Origin of the sequence: Pseudoflavonifractor phocaeensis (assembly GCF_021531375.1) — a bacterium.
Classification (GTDB): Bacteria; Bacillota; Clostridia; order Oscillospirales; family Oscillospiraceae; genus Lawsonibacter; species Lawsonibacter phocaeensis_B.
On sequence record NZ_JADYTU010000021.1, the window covers coordinates 15,494 to 33,429 of the forward strand.

Here is a 17,936-nt window from a genome sequence, read left to right on the forward strand (position 1 = left end):
GGTGGTTTTTATTTGGCTTTTGGTCCGGGGTCACCGGCATTTTTGATAGGCGATCCGGGGAGAGCCGTCTTCGCTCCAGATACGGCCGCACCGGACAAATCCATTTTTCTCCAGCACATGCTGCATGGGCAGGTTGTCATCGTGGGTGTCAATGCGGATGTTGCCGCACCGGTCCATACACCACTCCAGCACCTGGGTGGCCACGCCCTTTACCTCGCCCCGGCTGGCTACCCGGTGAACGGCGCAGTAGGGCAGGTCATTAAGCCAGGCACCCTGGATCACCCGGTAGGTGGGGTCCTCCCCGGGGATCATGGCGAAGACGGCCTGGACCCTTCCCTCCAGAACGTACACGTAACTGTGGCCCAGGCGAATGTCGTCCCGGATCTGCTGCTCCCGGGGGGAGGAGTCGCCCCACTGGGTCGGGTTTCCGGCCTGCTTCATAAAGCGGCGGGCCCTGGCGTAAATGTCCATCAGATCGTCCCAGTCAGACGGCCGCGCGTTCCGGATCATAGGGTCCACACTCCCTTGCAAACATGATTTTTGTCTGTGAGCAGCATTATACTCTTTTTCCCCCGGTTCGTACAGTAAAAAAGGAAATTTTACCGCGGGGAGCCTTGCCGCTTTACCGAATCGGCGCCTTGTGCTATACTGAACTATAACTGAGCACGGGGAGACGCCCGGCGATAATAAGGAGTGAACCAAGTGGATCTGACAGAACGCATGGTGGAGAGCAAGACCATTTTTGAAGGCAAGATCGTCCGGCTGACCCTGGACCAGGCGGAGCTGCCCAACGGCACGCTGGCTGCCCGGGAAGTGGTGTATCATCCCGGCGGCGTGGCGGTTCTGGCTCTGGACGAGGAGAACAATGTGGCGCTGGTGCGTCAGTTCCGCTACCCCATCCGTCGGGAGCTGCTGGAGCTGCCCGCCGGCAAACTGGACCACGGCGCGGAGGAGGACCGGCTTCTGGGGGCCAAGCGGGAGCTGAGCGAGGAGACCGGACTGGAGGCGTCGGAGTGGACCTATCTGGGCTACACGCTGGCCTCCCCCGGTTTCTGCGACGAGGCCCTGCACATGTATCTGGCCCGGGGCCTGACCCAGAAGGAGCAGCACCTGGACGAGGATGAGTTTTTGAATGTGGTCACCATGCCCTTCGACCAGCTGGTGGAGCAGGTGATGGACGGAACCATCACCGACGCCAAGACGGTGGCCACCACCCTGAAGGTCAAGGTGCTTTTGGGCCTGTAAGGCGCGGATCAAGAGATAGAGAAGGAGGCGGTCTCGTGGGAAAGACCATCCTGATCGTGGAAGACGAGCAGAATATCGTGGACATCCTGTCCTTTAATCTGAGCCGGGAGGGCTATGACACCCTGGAGGCCTACGACGGTCCCACCGGACTTCAACTGGCGCTGGAGAGCAACCCGGACCTGATCCTGCTGGATCTGATGCTGCCCGGGATGAACGGCTTTGACGTGTGCCGGAAAGTACGGGAGGCGGGCTCATCCATCCCCATCATCATGCTCACCGCCCGTGAGGAGGAGACGGACAAGGTGCTGGGGCTGGAGCTGGGAGCTGACGACTACATCACAAAGCCCTTCTCCATGCGGGAACTGCTGGCCCGGGTGAAGGCCAATATCCGCCGGGTCTCCATGATGCCGGCTCCGGCCGCCCCGGCGGAGCTGCCGGCCAAGGACCTGGTCCGGCTGGGCCGGGTGACCATCGACCGGGAGAAGGCCACCATCTTCAAGGACGGCCGTCCCCTGGACCTGACCCAGCGGGAGTACGACCTGATCTGCTTTTTGGCATCCCAGCCGGGCAAGGTGTTCTCCCGGGAGGCACTGATGGAGCACGTCTGGAACTACGAGGGCTATGTGGGCGACGTGCGGGCGGTGGACGTGGCCGTCCGGCGGCTGCGGGAAAAGATCGAGGACGACCCGGCCGCCCCCAAGTTCATTGTCACCAAACGGGGCATGGGGTACTTATTCGGAGGTTAACCGGGACTGCCTCTGTTTTTCCATTTTTCAGCGCCCTTTTTACTCCTGATTCCTAACTCTGAACAGGTGGTGAGTCTGTGCGAAGCGTACACATGAAGCTGGTCATGATCATGGTCCTGCTCATCCTGTCTCTGATGGCGGTGGTGGGCGCCTTTCTGATCAACTCGGTCTCTGCCTTTTATCTGGAGGACTTCTATACCCAGGTGGCCGAGGTGTTTCAGGACCGGAGCCTGCTCCACGACCTGACCACCGAGGGAGAGGAAGAGGAGAAGAGCGGGGCGGAGATGATGTCCGATGTCCTTCAGGCCTACGCCGGCGAGCTGGGCGTGGACGGCCGCAACCGCAAGCTGTATATCCTGGACGGAAACGGCGTGTGTCTGGTCCGCCCCGACGGAGAGACGGGGAATCTGGAGTACACACCCAACCTGAGCCACACTCTGAGCACCCGGGAGGTGGGGGACAGGAGCAATCTGGCGGTGGATTATATGGACGTTGCCATTCCCATTGACCGGGGCGACGACTCCTATATCATCTATATCCTGGACAACAAGACCACGGCCAACAACCTGACGGAGCAGATGTTCCTGCTGATCATGGAGGCGCTGATCTTCGGGCTGGTCATCTCCATCCTGCTGTCCTTCCTGCTGTCCAAAACCATGGTCACCCCCATCCAGCGGCTGACAGAGGGGGCCATGCGGGTGGCCGAGGGGGATTTCTCCCGGAAGATCGAGGTGGCCTCCCGGGACGAGATCGGCGTGCTCACCGACACCTTCAACGACATGGCGGGCCAGCTTCAGGACACCCTGCGCCAGGTGGAGAACGAGCGAAACAAGCTGGACACCCTGTTCCTCCACATGACCGACGGCGTGGTGGCCTTCTCCCGGAAGGGGCAGGTGATCCACTCCAACCCCGCTGCCGCCCAGATGCTCCACTGTTCCATCGGGCCGGACACCACCTACGAGAGCCTCTTCGGAGATGTAGCTGCGCTGGATCAGGTGCTGGCCGCTCCCGACCATCTGGAGGGGGAGCGCCGGGTGCGGGACAGCTTCCTCCAGCTGCTGCTGGCCCCCTTCGACCGCGGCCGGGAGGGGGGCGGCGCCCTGGTGGTCATCCATGACGTCACCGAACAGCGGAAGAATCAGGAGATGCAGCGGGAATTCGTGGCCAACGTGTCCCACGAGCTGCGTACCCCCCTGACCAATATCCGATCCTATGCCGAGACCCTCAGCGAGAGCGCGGGAGACATCCCTCCCGCCATGGAACAGAAATTCCTGGGGGTCATTCTCAACGAGAGCGACCGGATGACCCATATCGTCCAGGACCTGCTGACCCTGTCCCGCTTTGACTCCGGGCGGGATGACCTGAAGCTGACCCGCTTTTCCTTCTCCGACGTGGTCCGGGACCTGTACAACGCGGTCTATATGGAGGCCCAGCGCCACAGCCACACCCTGACCCTGGAGATGGAGGAGGGTCTGCCCGACATCGTGGCCGACCGGGAGCGGGTGGTCCAGGTCATGATGAATATCGTATCCAATTCCATCAAATACACCCCCGACGGGGGCCATATCGCCATCCGGGCCGGCCGCCGGGAGGAGCGGGTGTGGATGGTGGTGGACGACGACGGCATCGGCATCCCCGAGGAGGACCGCCCCCGGATTTTCGAGCGGTTCTACCGGGTGGACAAGGCCCGTTCCCGCCAGTCCGGCGGCACCGGCCTGGGCCTGTCTATCGCCAAGGAGATCGTGGACCGCCACCAGGGTTTGCTGGCCCTTCAGGACAAACAGGGACCCGGCTTGGCGGTGCGTCTGGAACTGAACATTGAGGGACCGGGCCATGGATAAGCGAAAGAGAAGAGTCCGGGCCGTGGAATTGGGCAAGGACGTGCTCATCGTCCTGCTGATCTGCTCCGCCCTGTGGCTGCTGACCCGGAGCCAGCTGTTCCAGGCCCGGGGAACGGAGGACCACCAGATCAATCTGGTCCAGACCCAGAGCGGCGCCCGGGCTGACGCGGCCCGCCCCCTGCGGATTACAGCGAATCTGGAGGGGAGCGCGGAGGATATCCGGTACGGCGTCCAATACGACGCCGACGCGTCAGACGCCCTGTTCCAGCGGGTGGCCGGACTGCTGGTGGAGGTGCTGTCCAGCGCCGGCGAGGCGGAGCGGATCACCCGGTCCCAGTGGGAAAAGGCCCTGCTCACCGCGCCAGGGGTGTCTTTTGACTTCCAGGGTGAGATGCCTTTGTCCGTGCTGGCGGGATGGCTGTCCGGGGAGGAGAGCTCCATCGACGGCGTGGTCCGGCGGCTGACCCTCACGGTTTGGCAGGAAAAGGTGGCGCTCTGCTACCGGGACGAGGAGGACGGAGTCTACTACCGCCGCCTGTCGGAGGTAGCCAACGAGGCCCATTTGGTGGAGGCACTGTCCGGTCTGGAGGACACCGGGGCCCGCTATGCCTTTGAATCGGAGCTGACCCGGGATCTGGACCGGGATACCCTGGTGATGACGGCGGATCTGCGTCCCGCGGTCTACAGGGCGGACAACCCCATGGCCGGAGGGCGGGCCGCTCTGGAGGCGCTGATGGGGGATTTGGGCTTTTCCGTGGACGCCAGCAGCTTCTATTCCTCCGGCGACGAGCAGGTAGCCCGCAGCGGGAACGACAGCATCCGCCTGTCTGAGCGGGGGGTGGCGGAGTACCAGGCGGGGGAGGACAGCGACCACTTTCAGATTCCCGCCCGGTTGGACGAGCCCAGCCTGTTTGAGTCGGTGGAGGCCTGCCGCCAGCTGGCGGCCGCTACCCTGGGGGCCCGAAGCGGTCAGGCGCGCCTGTATCTGATGTCCGCCCGGGAGACCGGGGCGGGGCTGGAGGTCCGGTTCGGCTACTGCCTGAATGGGTCGGTGGTGCGGCTGGAGCAGGACTGCGCGGCCCGGTTCCTGGTGCGGGGCGGACGGATCGACCAATTTGAGCTCTGCTTCCGCAGTTATACAGACAGCGGGGAGCCGTCGGTGGTGCTGCCCATCCGGCAGGTCGCCGCCGCCATGAACGCCATGGGGCTGGAGGGCGAGGAGCTGCTCCTGGTGTATCAGGACACCGGCGGCGAGATGGTAACGGCCTCCTGGGCCGCCGCCAGCGCTTCGGAGAAGAGGTGAGGAGATGGAAACGCCAAAGCTGAAAAACATCGTCCTCCTGATCCTGGTGCTGACCAACCTGTGCCTGCTGGTCTTCGTGGTCCGGCAGGAGTGGCAGGACCAGGCCCAGCGCCGGCAGGCCCGGGCGGAAGCCATCCTGTTTCTGGAGGGTAAGGGCGTGGCGGTGGACGAGCGGCAGATCCCCGAGAAAATGAGCCTGATGTCCCAGATCGTGGAGCGGAATACGGAGCAGGAGGGGAGGCTGGTCGCCCGGCTGCTGGGGGAAGGGGTCAAGGTCCAGGACCGGGGAGCCGGCGTTTACCGCTATTTCAACGATGCCGGTTCCATCCAATTCCACAGCGACGGCTCCTTCTCCGCCCAATTTGTCCCGGGACTGTTCCCGATGGGAGACCGGTGGGAGCGGGACTGCCTGGCGCTGCTTTCCAAGCTGGACTTTGAAGGGGAGCTTTTGAGCGTAGAAACAGATGCGGGAGGGAACCGATTGCTCTTCCGCCAGAGCTGGGAGGGCTATCCCCTGTTTACCCAGCAGGTGACGCTGGAGACGGAGGACGGCTGCGTCACCGGAATGACTGCCGGGCGCCGTCTGGTGGGCGAGCCGGTCCGGGACCAGAGCCGGAATACGGTCAGCGTGTCCACCGCGCTGGTGGAGTTTTTCAACGGACTGAACAGCCTGGGCGACGTGTGCAGCCGGGTAGACGGCGTCACCCAGGGCTATGTAGCCGGCAGCTCCCTGACCGGGCCCATGACCCTGACTCCCGTATGGCGGATCGACACCGATACCGGCTCGTACCAGCTGGATCTGGTGGACGGGGTCTTGAGCCGGGTCGCCTGACGAGGGGTGAATGTGCATTGGCTGGGGATGGCGCGGGCTGCGCCGTTCCCAGCTGATTTCGTCTTTACCTGGCAGGCGATGTGTGGTAAGATAGCCGGGAATCAATGCGGTCAGCCGCAAGAAGGAGGGTGACGCCCTGTGTTTGACAAGAACAGCCCCATCGGGGTCCTGGACTCCGGTATCGGCGGATTCAGCGTGGTCCGGCAGGTCCAGAAGCTGCTGCCCGAAGAGGATCTGATCTACTTCGGGGACGGGGCCCATATCCCCTACGGGAACCACTCTGAGGGGACTATCATCGCCATGGCCCGGTATATGTTTGAATACATGGAGTCCCAGGGGGTCAAGGCCCTGCTGGTGGCCTGCAACACCATCTCCTGCGTCATCGACCGCTGTCAGGACGCGGTGTCCTGTCCCACCTTCAACGCGGTCCAGGCGGGGGCGGACGCGGTGGCCGGACTGGATGTGGAAAAGGTGGGGGTCATCTCCACTGTCTTTACCCACAATGCCCGGTGTTATCCCCGGCGCATCCTGGCCCAAAGCCCCAGAAAAATGGTGGTCCTCAGCTGCGGCTGCCCCGATCTGGCCCGGCTAGTGGAACACAATCTGGGCAATCCCGACGGCATGGCGGAGGTGGAGGACGACCTGCGCCAGGAACTGGACCATATGGTGCTGGAGGACAAAATCCAGTGCTGCGTTCTGGGCTGCACCCACTACCCTCTGGTGGAGGACAGCATCCGAAAGCTCTATCCCGGCCTGCTCCTGGTCGACCCGGCGGAGGAGATGGCCCGGGAGCTGGCCCGCTGTTTGGAAGAGCGTGGACTGAAGCGGGAAACGGGAAAAGCGGGCACTCTGAACATCCGCACCACCGGCAGCGTGGAGGAGTATGCCCTCCGGGCCCGCCAGGTGGGATTGGAGCGGGTGGAGTCGGTGGAGTTCTACCCGCCCATGGAGCTGTAAGGAAGCTCGAGCTGTCACAACAGGCCTCCCGGCTGTGCCGGGGGGCCTGTGTCCTTGTTTTCCGGCGTATTGCGCTGCGACAGGGGGCTTTGGAGGCTAAAATGGCAAAAAAATTGGAGGCCGGGCGCGCCGCCGGCGGAAAGCGGGAAACCATAAAAAGAGAACGGGAACTTTTCGACAAAGCGTTTGCCATTCCACTATAAATCCTGTATACTGAAACGGAAAGAAAGACGAGGTGTTGTCTGTGGGCGAGCTTACCTTTGCGGTCCCCACCCTGTTCGGGCTGGAGGGACTGTGTGCCGACGAGATGCGGCGGCTGGATCTGCTGGATGTCCGGGCGGAGAACGGCCGGGTGCTGTGCGGCGGGACGGCGGCGGACCTGCCCCGGCTGAATTTGAATCTGCGGACCGGGGAACGGGTGCTGCTGGTGCTGGGGACCTTCCCGGCGGAGGACTTTGACGCGCTGTTTGAGGGGACCCGGGCCCTGCCCTGGGAGCGCTTCATCCCCAAGAACGGCCAGTTCCCGGTGAAGGGCCACAGCCTGAACTCCGTCCTTCACTCCGTCCCCGCCTGCCAGTCCATCATTAAAAAGGCGGTGGCCGCCCGGCTGGGGGCCAAATACGGGCTGAACACCCTGCCGGAGACGGGAGGGCTGTACCAGATCCAGTTCTCCATCATGAAGGACGCCGTCACCCTGATGCTGGACACCAGCGGGGCGGGGCTCCACAAGCGGGGCTACCGGGCCCAGGGGGTGGACGCTCCCCTGCGGGAGACCCTGGCGGCGGCCATGGTGCTGCTGTCCCGGTACCGGGGACGGGACCCTCTGTGCGATCCCTTTTGCGGGTCGGGCACCATCCCCATCGAGGCCGCCCTCATCGCCAAAAACCGGGTTCCGGGCTTGAACCGGCATTTTTCCGCCCAAAAGTGGACGTGGCTGGACAACAAACTGTGGATGTCCGCGGCGGATGAGGCCATGGACAAGGAATTCGACGGAGACTATGAGATCTGGGGCGGGGACATCGACCCCGCCGCCGTGGAGCTGGCCCGGCATAACGCCGCCTTGGCGGAGGTGGAGGACCTGGTGAGCTTTGAAACGGCGGACGCTACCCGGTTCCACTGGGGCGGCATCCGGGGCCGGGTGGTCACCAATCCGCCCTACGGCGAGCGCATTATGGAGCGACGGGAGGCGGAGGAGCTGTACCGGGCTTTCGGGAAAGCCTGGAACAAGTTCCCCGAGGGATGGAAGCTGTATCTGCTGTCCTCCCATACGGAATTTGAGCGCACCTTTGGAAAAAAAGCGGACAAGAAGCGCAAACTGTATAACGGAATGCTGAAGTGCGATCTGTTCATGTACCTGTAACAGATTGCGGGATAGTGTGTGTGGAGGAGCGGCGAAGCCGCCAACCAGAAAAAAACCCAGCGGAGCAGGCTCGTTTGGGAGAGGACGGGCAACGAAATGGAGCGGATGTTCGCTGTAAGGCGGGCGGAGCGGAATGGAGTTTGTGAGGACGACATGCGCCATTTGTTCATCATCAACCCTGCGGCGGGCAAACGGGAGAGTACCGCCAAGCTGGAACAGCTGCTGGAGCGGCTGAGTTTTGACCATGAGGTGGTCTATACCACGGGGGAGGGCCACGCCCAGAACATCGCCGAGCAGGCGGTTCGGGAGGGAGGACCGGTCCGGATCTACGCCTGCGGAGGAGACGGGACGCTGAACGAGGTGGTCAATGGGGCGGCGGGGCACGGGCAGGCGGCGATCACCTGCGTCCCAAAAGGGACTGGGAATGATTTTTTAAAGGTGTTCGGCCCTGATTACCGGACGTTGTTTTATGACCTTGAAAAGTTGGCTGTGGGCCCCCAGACCCCCTTTGATCTCATCGACTGCAACGGAAAATTGGGGATCGACGTGGTGTGTACCGGAGTGGACGCCCGCATTGCCGCCGATGTCCACCGCTATAAGGACTGGCCGTTTGTTTCCGGCATGGGGGCCTACTGTCTGGCGTTAGTGGAAAACGTGCTGTTCAAGGGGATTTCCCACCCCATGTCCGTACATATGGGGGAGCGGGAATGGTCCGGGGACACAACCATCGTCTGCGTCTGCAACGGACGCCATTACGGAGGCGGCTTTATGCCGGTGCCGGAGGCAGTGCCCGACGACGGAGTGCTGGATATGCTGCTGATCCCCAAGGTCAGCCTGTTCACGTTCGGCCGGCTGGTGGGCAAGTACGCCCAGGGGTTGTACCGGGACTACCCGGAGCTGATCTGGGACTGCCACGGGACCCGTTTGGACTGTTCCTCCCGGGAGGAGATGATCGCCGTGGTGGACGGAGAGGTCATGCGGGACCGGGCATTCACTATCCGCCTGTCAGAGAAGAAGGTGAACTTCTTTTACCCGGAGGGAGCGGTTTACGCGCCGCGGACGGGCCGGGCGCCGGAACGGGAGGCGTGTGTGAGATGAGAAGGGGATGTTTCCTGCTGTCGGCGGTCCTGATGCTGGGGCTGCTGGCCGGGTGCGGAGGGCAGCAAGAGGAACTGGACCGGACGCGGATTCGTTCGGACACCACCTATTTGTGCCAGACCTTCCCCGACCGGGTCACCGGGACAGAGGGGGAGCGCCAGACCTGCGACTGGCTGGAGGAACAATTGGAGCAGGCGGGCTTTTCTTGCCAGGATGGCACGCTGCTGCGCCAATCCTTTTCCGGACTGAAGGGAAAGACCAGCGAAAACCTCACCGCCCTGTGCAACCGGGGCGGGGACCCGGTGCTGTGCGTGACAGCTCACTATGACAATGTGGAGGGCTCCCCCGGCGCCCGGGACAACGGAGCGGCGGTGGCCGTCCTGCTGGAGCTGGCCCGCTGCCTGGGGCAGGAGCAGCCGGAGCAGGCGGCGGAGATCCGGCTGATCTTTCTGGGATCGGAGGAAAACGGCTACTACGGCTCCCGGGCCTATCTGGAGAGCCTGAGCCCGGAGGAGCGGGAGCGCCATCTGGCGGTGTTCAACATGGACATCAGCGCGGCCACCCGGGGCGAGGGGGAGCTGGTGTGCTGTACGCTGGGTGGCTGGGAGGACGGACAGTACCGGGAGGGAGATATTTTCTCCCCTGCGGAAAACCGGGTGTCCCAGGCGGTCTCGGAAGCCGGCCAGAAGATTCTGGGCGGGCCGGTGCCGGTGGTTCACGGCGGGGAGAGCGACCATGTCACCTTCCACCAGTGGGGGATCGACGCGGCCAACGTGTGCTGGCGGCGGCTTGAGGACGGGTTTCCGGTCCTGCCTTCTGAGTATCACAAACCGGAGGATACGGCAGAGACCATCGACTACGAGACGGCTTGGACCACGGGCCGCTGTGTCCTGGAGGCGCTGCGGCTCCTGGGAGGAGAAATTAGCACTCCAGAGAACGATTTGTGAACGAAATGTAAAACCTAAAAAAATCAACCCCAAATTTTTAAAATTAGGGGTTGATTTTTTTGCGCAAAGCGGTTATTATCATACTTGTATTTGGCACTCGAACAAAATGAGTGCTAAGAAGAACGGCTGAGCAGGCTCGTTCCATTAATTTGTTTATACCAATATCTATTATATAAGGAGGAACCCTACTATGAAACTCAAACCTTTGGCTGACCGTGTGATCGTCAAGCTGGTCGAGGCGGAGGAAACCACCAAGGGCGGCATCATCCTGACCGGCGCCGCCAAGGAGAAGCCCGAAGTGGCCCAGGTCCTGGCCGTCGGCCCCGGCGGCATGGTGGACGGCAAGGAGGTCGTCATGACCGTGAAGGTGGGCGACAAGGTCATCACCAGCAAGTACGCCGGCACCCAGGTGAAGCTGGACGGCGAGGAAGTCACCATCGTCCGTCAGAACGACATCCTGGCCATCGTCGAGTAATCACGAAGCGCACACAGGCGGAGCGTGACAACAACGAAGCGCGAAGCCGTCGTGAACGGCTATGCGCAGTAACATTGAAATCATCTCATTATTTTGGAGGTAATGCTTTATGGCTAAAATTATTTGCTACGGCGAAGAGGCCCGCAAGGCTCTGGAGAAGGGCGTCAACCAGCTGGCCGACACCGTGAAGATCACCATGGGCCCCAAGGGCCGCAACGTGGTGCTGGACAAGAAGTTCGGCGCTCCCCTGATCACCAACGACGGCGTGACCATCGCCAAGGAGATCGAGCTGGAGGACCCCTTTGAGAACATGGGTGCCCAGCTGGTGAAGGAAGTCTCCACCAAGACCAACGACGTGGCCGGCGACGGCACCACCACCGCCACTCTGCTGGCCCAGGCCATCATCCGTGAGGGTCTGAAGAACCTGGCCGCCGGCGCCAACCCCATGGTCATGAAGAAGGGCATCGCCAAGGCCACCGAGACCGCCATCGAGGCCATCAAGGGCAACAGCCAGAAGGTCAACGGCACCGCCGACATCGCCCGGGTAGGCACCGTCTCCTCCGGCGACGAGAACATCGGCAAGCTGATCGCCGAGGCCATGGAGAAGGTGGGCCACGACGGCGTCATCACCATCGAGGAGTCCAAGACCGCCGAGACCTACTCTGAGGTCGTGGAAGGCATGCAGTTTGACCGGGGCTACATCACCCCCTATATGGTCACCGACACCGAGAAGATGGAGGCCATTCTGGACGACGCCCTGGTCCTGATCACCGACAAGAAGATCTCCAACATCCAGGAGCTGCTGCCCGTTCTGGAGCAGGTGGTCCAGTCCGGCAAGAAGCTGCTGATCATCGCTGAGGACGTGGAGGGCGACGCTCTGTCCACCCTGATCGTCAACCGTCTGCGTGGTACCCTGAACGTGGTGTGCGTCAAGGCCCCCGGCTTCGGCGACCGCCGCAAGGAGATGCTCCAGGATATCGCCATCCTCACCGGCGGCCAGGTCATCTCCGCCGACGTGGGTCTGGAGCTGAAGGAGGCTCAGCTGAACATGCTGGGCAAGGCCCGTCAGATCAAGGTCACCAAGGAGAACACCACCATCGTCAACGGTGCCGGCAGCTCCGAGGAGATCCGCGCCCGCGTCGCCCAGATCAAGAGCCAGATCGAAGTGACCACCTCCGACTATGACCGCGAGAAGCTGCAGGAGCGGCTGGCCAAGCTGGCCGGCGGCGTGGCCGTCATCAAGGTCGGCGCTGCCACTGAGGTCGAGATGAAGGAGAAGAAGCTCCGCATCGAGGACGCTCTGAACGCCACCCGTGCCGCTGTGGAAGAGGGCATCGTGGCCGGCGGCGGCACCGCCTATATCAACGCTGTCCCCGCCGTGGAGAAGCTGCTGGCTGAGACCGACGGCGACGAGAAGACCGGCGTGAAGATCATCGTCAAGGCTCTGACCGAGCCCGTGAAGCAGATCGCCGCCAACGCCGGTATCGACGGCTCCGTGGTGCTGGAGAAGATCAAGGACTCCGGCAAGACCGGCTTCGGCTTCGACGCCTACAACGAGACCTATGTGGATATGATCTCCGCCGGTATCGTGGATCCCACCAAGGTGACCCGTTCCGCTCTGGAGAACGCCGCCTCCATCGCCTCTGTCCTGCTGACCACCGAGTCCCTGGTGGCCGACAAGCCCCAGCCTCCCGCACCGATTGCGGCCCCCGCTGACCCCAGCATGGGCGGCATGTACTAAGAGACACCGCAAAGCCTTGAAATTGCTTGATTTTTGCGAGGCTGAGAAGCGGATTTGCGCCAAACTTACGCCACTTACGCCAAAATTTCAAGCGCATAATAGGGTTACAAACTCCCGATGCTTACCGAATGGTAGGCATCGGGAGTTTTACATCTCAAGAGACTTTACTTCTTGATTTTCTTATGTGTCATTGTTTTTCTTTATCCCTGGCTTTATCAGACATCTCTGTTGCAGAGCGGTTCACAGCATGATATGATAAAATTAAGTAACAAAATTTGAACGGAGCACTCCAAATGACAGAAAAAGAAAAAATGCTAAAGCAACAGCTTTACGATGCTAATCATGATACGGATTTGAAGCTGGAGCGTGTCAAGGCAAAGGAATTATGTCATCAATACAATCAGCTCTCTCCTGCGGATGAACAAGGGCAGCAAAAAATTCTATATCAACTTCTGGGTAAAATGGGGGCAAACTGCTGCATAACCGCTCCCTTCTGGTGCGATTATGGTTACAATATTGAATTGGGAGAAAACTTTTACTCAAACCATAACCTTGTCATCCTCGATTGCGGAAAGGTGACCTTTGGCGACAATGTCTTTGTCGCACCGGACTGTGGCTTCCATACAGCGGGGCACCCCATCGATTATGAGCGCCGCAATCAGGGCTTGGAATATGCATATCCTATAACTGTTGGAGATAATGTCTGGATCGGTGCAGGCGTACAAGTGATGCCAGGAGTAAACATTGGAAGCAATGTGGTAATTGGCGGCGGCAGCGTTGTTGTGAAAGATATCCCGAGCAACTCCGTAGCTGTCGGTAATCCGTGCAAAGTTATCCGTCCCATTACAGAGGATGATAAAAAAACTTACTGGGATCGGTAGCTTCTGACTGATCGGGTAGTTGAACAGCGAGGAAAACAGGATTTTCCATCACGCTATTAAGCAGGGAAGCCGCATGATGAACGCCTTTGAGCACAATGGAAATCATAAGATCCAACTTCTATTTCGACAAGGTTTTGCGTAGAGACGCGTAGAGACGCGCCTCTCTGCGGATTGACAAGCGAGCCTTTACTATGGTACAATATAATTCCAAAATTTGTGTGGATTTTTCTGGAACATCGCATCCATTTTTCGCCACGCACCCTTGCTGGGTGCGTGGCTTTTTTCATGGGAGGACAGACGAATGAATGTGCTTTATCAGATGATCGGCTTTGGTGCATTAATTACTATGGGACTCAGCTACTGGCAGAAGGACAAGCGCATGATCTTGCTGTGGCAGGTAGTTGCCAATTTGATTTTTGCCATCCATTATGCACTACTTCACGCCCTGTCTGGTGCAGTATGTAGCTTTTTTCAAATTATCGTGTTGATGCTTTTCCTATTACAGGAGCGGTTTCGTTGGAACAAGGTCGCCACGGCGATGCCTATCGCAGCTGTGTTCCTGCTGATTGCTGTGTTAACCTACGAAACGCCAGTGACGCTGCTGCCTATTTTGGCATCGTTGGTGGCCCTGCTGCCCTTCTTCCAGTCTAACAAGCGGGTGATACAGGGCGCGGGCATTGTCAGCGGCCTTTCGTGGCTGGTGTATGTCATTGCGGTGCGTTCCTATTCCGGCATGGTGACGGAGTCCGTGCTGACGTTGATCACGGCGGCATCCCTGATGAAAAAAGAGCCGAAAGGCGGCGCGGAGCAGGAATACGCCCGGATAAAGGGGAGATAGAATAATATGTCTCGCAAAAAGATGATATTAAAACTTTTGACTGTCATTGTAGGAACAGTAATTGCTGCATTCGGATTGGATATAGCAATTTATGCCGGTTTTGGTTCCGCAACACTTGCGGTATTATGGCAGGGGATGGCAAAGACGATCCGTATAACCATTGGGCAGGCATCGTTGATCATTGCCTCGGCAATGGTGGTCTTTTGCTGGTTTTATGACAGAAAGCAAATCCATATAGGGACGATACTGTATCAAGTAATCTATAGCTTTTGCATCGATTTATTTGCCCCGTTTTTGCATTATAGCAGCTCAAAACTGGCGAATTTCCTTATAATGATATGCGGACTTGTTATATTCAGTTTTGGTTCAGCGCTTTATTCCCTTGCGGACTTTGGAAAAGGACCCTATGAAGCTTTAACATTTGCTTTTGTACATAAAAATCAATGGCCCATTCAAAATGTTAGAATCATATTAGATGTGATGTGTGTTTTGCTTGGATGGATTTTGGGAGGTACTGTTGGAATTTGCACGATTGCAACAATTATGCTGTCAGGCGCGTTGTTACAGAAGTTTGTAAAAATCCTAAAGCCTGCTATAGACACAATTGTTTTGGGAAAGGCAATCCATTAAGACTGCTTTTGAACTAAAGTTGTACTAAACTTGAACTGTTTTCGAATTGCATCTGTATTCTATACCCGGACAGTGGCATTTTAAAGAGAGTTATGGTAAGCTTAGCATAAGAAATCGTCCGAAGCTCCTGTAAGGGCCTGAGGGGAAAGGAGAGTTTATGCTTCCAAGTACGATTTGGCTGATAATGGTCGTGGTGCTGGTGGCGGGCGAGGCGCTGACGGCGGGTCTGACCTTTATCTGGTTTGCGGTGGGGGCTCTGGGCGGACTGATCGTGTCCCTATTTGGGGGACCCATCTGGCTCCAGGTGGTGCTGTTCCTGTCTCTGTCCGCCCTGGCGCTGGCTCTGGTCCGGCCTGTGGCCGCAAAGCTGATGCAGTCGGGCCGGGTGGCCACCAACGCCGACCGGGTCATTGGCAAGACCGCCATTGTCACCGAGGCCATCGACAATGTGGCCGGCAAGGGCCAGGTCAGTGTGGCCGGCCAGATCTGGACGGCCCGCAGCGAGCGGGACGTGGTGATCCCCAAGGACGCGGAGGTCACCGTGCTCCGGATCGAGGGCGTCAAAGTCTTCGTAGAGACAAAATAAGGATCAAAATTGAGGAGGAGAGACGGAAATGGAAATTGTGAAATGGGTCGTATTAGGCGTAGGTATCTTGTTCCTGCTTCTTCTGCTGGGCTCCTGCATCAAGATCGTGCCCCAGTCCCGGGCCTTCGTCATTGAGCGTCTGGGCGCGTTCCGCACCGTGTGGGATGTGGGCCTGAAGTTTAAAATGCCCATCATCGAGCGGGTGGCCAAGAACGTATCCCTGAAGGAGCAGGTGGTGGACTTTGCGCCCCAGCCCGTCATCACCAAGGACAACGTGACCATGCAGATCGATACTGTGGTCTATTTCCAAATCACCGATCCCAAGCTGTACACTTACGGCGTGGAGAACCCCCTGTCCGCCATTGAGAATCTGACCGCCACCACCCTGCGTAATATCATCGGCGACCTGGAGCTGGACCAGTCCCTGACCAGCCGGGACCACATCAACACGCAGATGCGCTCCATTCTGGACGAGGCCACCGATCCCTGGGGCATCAAAGTCAACCGGGTGGAGCTGAAGAACATCATGCCGCCCCGCGATATTCAGGAGTCCATGGAGAAGCAGATGCGGGCCGAGCGTGAGCGCCGCGAGGCCATCCTCCAGGCCGAGGGTCAGAAGCAGTCCCAGATCCTGGTGGCTGAGGGCGAGAAGCAGTCTGCCATCCTCCGGGCCGACGCCGCCAAGCAGGCGGCCATCCTCCAGGCGGAGGGTGCCAAGCAGGCCAAGATCCTGGAGGCCGAGGCTGAGGCTGAGGCCATCCTGAAGGTCCAGCAGGCCACCGCCGACGCCATCAAGCTTATCAACGAGGCCGCTCCCGGCGACGCCGTCATCAAGATCAAGGCACTGGAAGCCTTCCAGGCTGCCGCCAACGGCAAGGCCACCAAGATCATCGTCCCCAGCGAGATTCAGGGCCTGGCCGGTCTGGCCGCCGCCGCCAAGACGGTCTTCGATACCGAGGACCCCAAGGCTACCATCACCAAAACAGTGCCCAAGCAGTAAGCAGGATCGAAAGATCCACCTATGAGCAGATCATATGATTGAATATTCCGAAAAGCGGCATGACCAACGTCATGCCGCTTTTTGAGCCTTCGCCAGAAGCGCACGTCTCGGAAAGCGCAATACCTGTCTGCGGGCACAAGATCGAAAGTTTTGCGTGTTTCTTTGCCGAAAAAATAACAAAAATTTCAAGACAAAAAATCGCGTCCCCTTCACATACTGACGCTGAATGGTTTTGGAAAGGGGCGCGGTGGATGTGAGAGGAAGAGGTCTGCGGGGCGTAGGGCTGGGATTGTTGATCGCCTGTTTTGCGCTGACCTTGGGACCGGGACCGGGGGCAGTTCAACCCGTTGGCGGAGGTGCTCGGGTAGAGATCAGGGAGGGCGACCCGCCTCTGGTAGCCCTCACCTTTGACGACGGCCCCCGGAGCACCACCACCGGGCGGCTGCTGGAGGGGCTGGCCCTGCGGGAGGTGCCCGCCACCTTTTTCCTGGTGGGGGAACGGATCGCGGGCAATGAGGAGCTGATCCGGGAAATGGCGTCCCAAGGGCACCAGATCGGGGTCCACACTTTTGACCATGTGCGGGTGACCGAACTTTCCCGGCGGGAATTTGATCTCCAGGTCAGCAAGACCAGGGCCCTGCTGACGGACATTCTGGGCCTAGGGGACTACTGGCTCCGCCCCCCCTACGGAATCGTGGACAACTCAGTGGAGCAGTGGGCGGACGGCCCCCTGATTCTCTGGTCCGTGGACCCGGAGGACTGGAAGGACAAGCATACCGACCGGATCGTGGCCGCGGTGACGGGACAGGTGAAGGACGGAGACATCATCCTGATGCACGATATCTACTACACCTCGGTGGATGCCGCCCTTCGGATCGTGGACGAATTGCTGGGCCGGGGATACTGCTTTGTCACAGTGGAACAGCTCATGGCGCTGAGGGGTGTCCAGCCGGAGAAAGGGGCGCTGTATACTGCTCTTGTGCCCGGGGATATTTGAGGGAACATCCATTAAATTTGGAAAAGTGATTGTAATTTTCCTCTCTTTCATGTAAACTAGGGACAACAGCCCACATTGAAGGAGGAACATGGATATGAAAGTGGCTCGTTTTGTACTGAAGATCGTGGCTCTGTCTCTGGGAGCCGCCGCCGCCATCTGTGCCATTATCGCCTACTGGGATAAGCTGGCTGAACTGGGAGACTGTGCCAAGGAGAAGTTCCAGCGCAAGGCCTGTGCCTCCGAGTACGATGACTACGAAGAGTAATATTACGAGTAAAAATGACCGCTGGCAATCGCCAACGGTCGTTTTTTATCCTCGGACCGCGTACCATTGCAGACAGTGCCGATTTCCGGTGCGCCTCAGAAGCAAGCCGGACAGCAGAGCGTCAGCCAACAGTGTGGCCAGAGCCAGCCAGGTAACGGGCCGGGGGAAGGCCTGCAGAAGGGGGAGCAGGGCGG

The 17,936-nt window shown here is 59.6% G+C and carries 20 protein-coding genes; 19 read left to right on the forward strand and 1 reads right to left on the reverse strand.

Annotation, left to right across the window (positions count from 1 at the left end):
- Window positions 1-30: 30 nt before the first annotated feature.
- On the reverse strand, window positions 31-510 hold the full coding sequence (locus I6E39_RS07910) for a GNAT family N-acetyltransferase (RefSeq protein WP_235381068.1): 480 nt from the start codon (window positions 508-510) through the stop codon (window positions 31-33).
- Between the two features lie 192 nt (window positions 511-702).
- Here I6E39_RS07910 and I6E39_RS07915 point away from each other — a divergent pair, with 192 nt between their 5' ends.
- The 19 genes from I6E39_RS07915 (at window position 703) to I6E39_RS08005 (ending at window position 17,742) form a co-directional block, all read left to right on the forward strand.
- Window positions 703-1,245: an NUDIX domain-containing protein gene (locus tag I6E39_RS07915; protein WP_235381069.1), complete on the forward strand. Its 543-nt coding sequence runs from the start codon at window positions 703-705 to the stop codon at window positions 1,243-1,245.
- 35 nt (window positions 1,246-1,280) lie between these two features.
- Window positions 1,281-1,991, forward strand: a complete 711-nt coding sequence (locus tag I6E39_RS07920; RefSeq protein ID WP_235381070.1) for a response regulator — start codon at window positions 1,281-1,283, stop codon at window positions 1,989-1,991.
- Window positions 1,992-2,068: 77 nt separating this feature from the next.
- Window positions 2,069-3,832 (forward strand): ATP-binding protein, encoded by a 1,764-nt coding sequence (locus I6E39_RS07925; protein WP_338127124.1) that lies wholly within the window; start codon window positions 2,069-2,071, stop codon window positions 3,830-3,832.
- Window positions 3,825-5,135 carry a hypothetical protein gene (locus I6E39_RS07930; RefSeq protein WP_235381071.1) on the forward strand — a complete coding sequence of 437 codons (1,311 nt, stop codon included), beginning with the start codon at window positions 3,825-3,827 and terminating at the stop codon, window positions 5,133-5,135. Before I6E39_RS07925 ends, I6E39_RS07930 begins: the two co-directional genes overlap by 8 nt.
- Window positions 5,136-5,139: 4 nt before the next feature.
- Complete coding sequence (locus I6E39_RS07935; protein WP_235381072.1) at window positions 5,140-5,967, forward strand: two-component system regulatory protein YycI; 828 nt, start codon at window positions 5,140-5,142, stop codon at window positions 5,965-5,967.
- Between the two features lie 138 nt (window positions 5,968-6,105).
- Window positions 6,106-6,924 carry a glutamate racemase gene (gene murI / locus I6E39_RS07940; RefSeq protein ID WP_235381073.1) on the forward strand — a complete coding sequence of 273 codons (819 nt, stop codon included), beginning with the start codon at window positions 6,106-6,108 and terminating at the stop codon, window positions 6,922-6,924.
- 244 nt (window positions 6,925-7,168) lie between these two features.
- Entirely contained in the window at window positions 7,169-8,284 is a 1,116-nt protein-coding gene (locus tag I6E39_RS07945; protein WP_235381074.1) for a THUMP domain-containing class I SAM-dependent RNA methyltransferase, read from the forward strand.
- Between the two features lie 96 nt (window positions 8,285-8,380).
- Window positions 8,381-9,382 (forward strand): diacylglycerol/lipid kinase family protein, encoded by a 1,002-nt coding sequence (locus tag I6E39_RS07950; protein ID WP_235381075.1) that lies wholly within the window; start codon window positions 8,381-8,383, stop codon window positions 9,380-9,382.
- Window positions 9,379-10,329, forward strand: coding sequence for a M20/M25/M40 family metallo-hydrolase (locus tag I6E39_RS07955; RefSeq protein ID WP_235381076.1), 951 nt, complete (start codon window positions 9,379-9,381; stop codon window positions 10,327-10,329). The genes I6E39_RS07950 and I6E39_RS07955 overlap by 4 nt, the downstream gene beginning before the upstream one ends.
- A 190-nt stretch (window positions 10,330-10,519) precedes the next feature.
- Window positions 10,520-10,804, forward strand: coding sequence for a co-chaperone GroES (locus tag I6E39_RS07960; RefSeq protein WP_235381077.1), 285 nt, complete (start codon window positions 10,520-10,522; stop codon window positions 10,802-10,804).
- 109 nt (window positions 10,805-10,913) lie between these two features.
- Window positions 10,914-12,545, forward strand: coding sequence for a chaperonin GroEL (gene groL, locus I6E39_RS07965; RefSeq protein ID WP_235381078.1), 1,632 nt, complete (start codon window positions 10,914-10,916; stop codon window positions 12,543-12,545).
- 293 nt (window positions 12,546-12,838) lie between these two features.
- Window positions 12,839-13,426, forward strand: coding sequence for a sugar O-acetyltransferase (locus I6E39_RS07970; RefSeq protein ID WP_235229991.1), 588 nt, complete (start codon window positions 12,839-12,841; stop codon window positions 13,424-13,426).
- Window positions 13,427-13,727: 301 nt separating this feature from the next.
- The gene (locus I6E39_RS07975) at window positions 13,728-14,264 is read left to right on the forward strand and encodes a YgjV family protein (protein WP_235381079.1); all 537 of its coding nucleotides are present in this window, start codon (window positions 13,728-13,730) and stop codon (window positions 14,262-14,264) included.
- A gap of 6 nt (window positions 14,265-14,270) precedes the next feature.
- Window positions 14,271-14,894: a YczE/YyaS/YitT family protein gene (locus tag I6E39_RS07980; protein ID WP_235381080.1), complete on the forward strand. Its 624-nt coding sequence runs from the start codon at window positions 14,271-14,273 to the stop codon at window positions 14,892-14,894.
- Window positions 14,895-15,051: 157 nt separating this feature from the next.
- Window positions 15,052-15,480, forward strand: coding sequence for an NfeD family protein (locus I6E39_RS07985; RefSeq protein WP_235381081.1), 429 nt, complete (start codon window positions 15,052-15,054; stop codon window positions 15,478-15,480).
- Window positions 15,481-15,508: 28 nt separating this feature from the next.
- On the forward strand, window positions 15,509-16,480 hold the full coding sequence (locus I6E39_RS07990; RefSeq protein WP_235381082.1) for an SPFH domain-containing protein: 972 nt from the start codon (window positions 15,509-15,511) through the stop codon (window positions 16,478-16,480).
- Between the two features lie 38 nt (window positions 16,481-16,518).
- Window positions 16,519-16,737: a hypothetical protein gene (locus I6E39_RS07995; RefSeq protein ID WP_235381083.1), complete on the forward strand. Its 219-nt coding sequence runs from the start codon at window positions 16,519-16,521 to the stop codon at window positions 16,735-16,737.
- Entirely contained in the window at window positions 16,734-17,477 is a 744-nt protein-coding gene (locus tag I6E39_RS08000) for a polysaccharide deacetylase family protein (RefSeq protein ID WP_235381084.1), read from the forward strand. The genes I6E39_RS07995 and I6E39_RS08000 overlap by 4 nt, the downstream gene beginning before the upstream one ends.
- Before the next feature lie 94 nt (window positions 17,478-17,571).
- Complete coding sequence (locus tag I6E39_RS08005) at window positions 17,572-17,742, forward strand: hypothetical protein (RefSeq protein ID WP_235381085.1); 171 nt, start codon at window positions 17,572-17,574, stop codon at window positions 17,740-17,742.
- Window positions 17,743-17,936: the final 194 nt, after the last annotated feature.

Excerpts from the sequence above, each read along its gene's own strand:
- I6E39_RS07980 (WP_235381080.1), top strand. The coding sequence starts at position 14,271 with ATGTCTCGCAAAAAGATGATATTAAAACTTTTGACTGTCATTGTAGGA.
- I6E39_RS07990 (WP_235381082.1), top strand. The coding sequence starts at position 15,509 with ATGGAAATTGTGAAATGGGTCGTATTAGGCGTAGGTATCTTGTTCCTG.
- I6E39_RS07930 (WP_235381071.1), top strand. The coding sequence starts at position 3,825 with ATGGATAAGCGAAAGAGAAGAGTCCGGGCCGTGGAATTGGGCAAGGAC.
- I6E39_RS07975 (WP_235381079.1), top strand. The coding sequence starts at position 13,728 with ATGAATGTGCTTTATCAGATGATCGGCTTTGGTGCATTAATTACTATG.
- groL (WP_235381078.1), top strand. The coding sequence starts at position 10,914 with ATGGCTAAAATTATTTGCTACGGCGAAGAGGCCCGCAAGGCTCTGGAG.
- I6E39_RS08005 (WP_235381085.1), top strand. The coding sequence starts at position 17,572 with ATGAAAGTGGCTCGTTTTGTACTGAAGATCGTGGCTCTGTCTCTGGGA.
- I6E39_RS07910 (WP_235381068.1), bottom strand. The coding sequence starts at position 510 with ATGATCCGGAACGCGCGGCCGTCTGACTGGGACGATCTGATGGACATT.
- I6E39_RS07935 (WP_235381072.1), top strand. The coding sequence starts at position 5,140 with ATGGAAACGCCAAAGCTGAAAAACATCGTCCTCCTGATCCTGGTGCTG.
- I6E39_RS07970 (WP_235229991.1), top strand. The coding sequence starts at position 12,839 with ATGACAGAAAAAGAAAAAATGCTAAAGCAACAGCTTTACGATGCTAAT.
- I6E39_RS07960 (WP_235381077.1), top strand. The coding sequence starts at position 10,520 with ATGAAACTCAAACCTTTGGCTGACCGTGTGATCGTCAAGCTGGTCGAG.
- I6E39_RS07955 (WP_235381076.1), top strand. The coding sequence starts at position 9,379 with ATGAGAAGGGGATGTTTCCTGCTGTCGGCGGTCCTGATGCTGGGGCTG.
- I6E39_RS07950 (WP_235381075.1), top strand. The coding sequence starts at position 8,381 with ATGGAGCGGATGTTCGCTGTAAGGCGGGCGGAGCGGAATGGAGTTTGT.
- I6E39_RS07985 (WP_235381081.1), top strand. The coding sequence starts at position 15,052 with ATGCTTCCAAGTACGATTTGGCTGATAATGGTCGTGGTGCTGGTGGCG.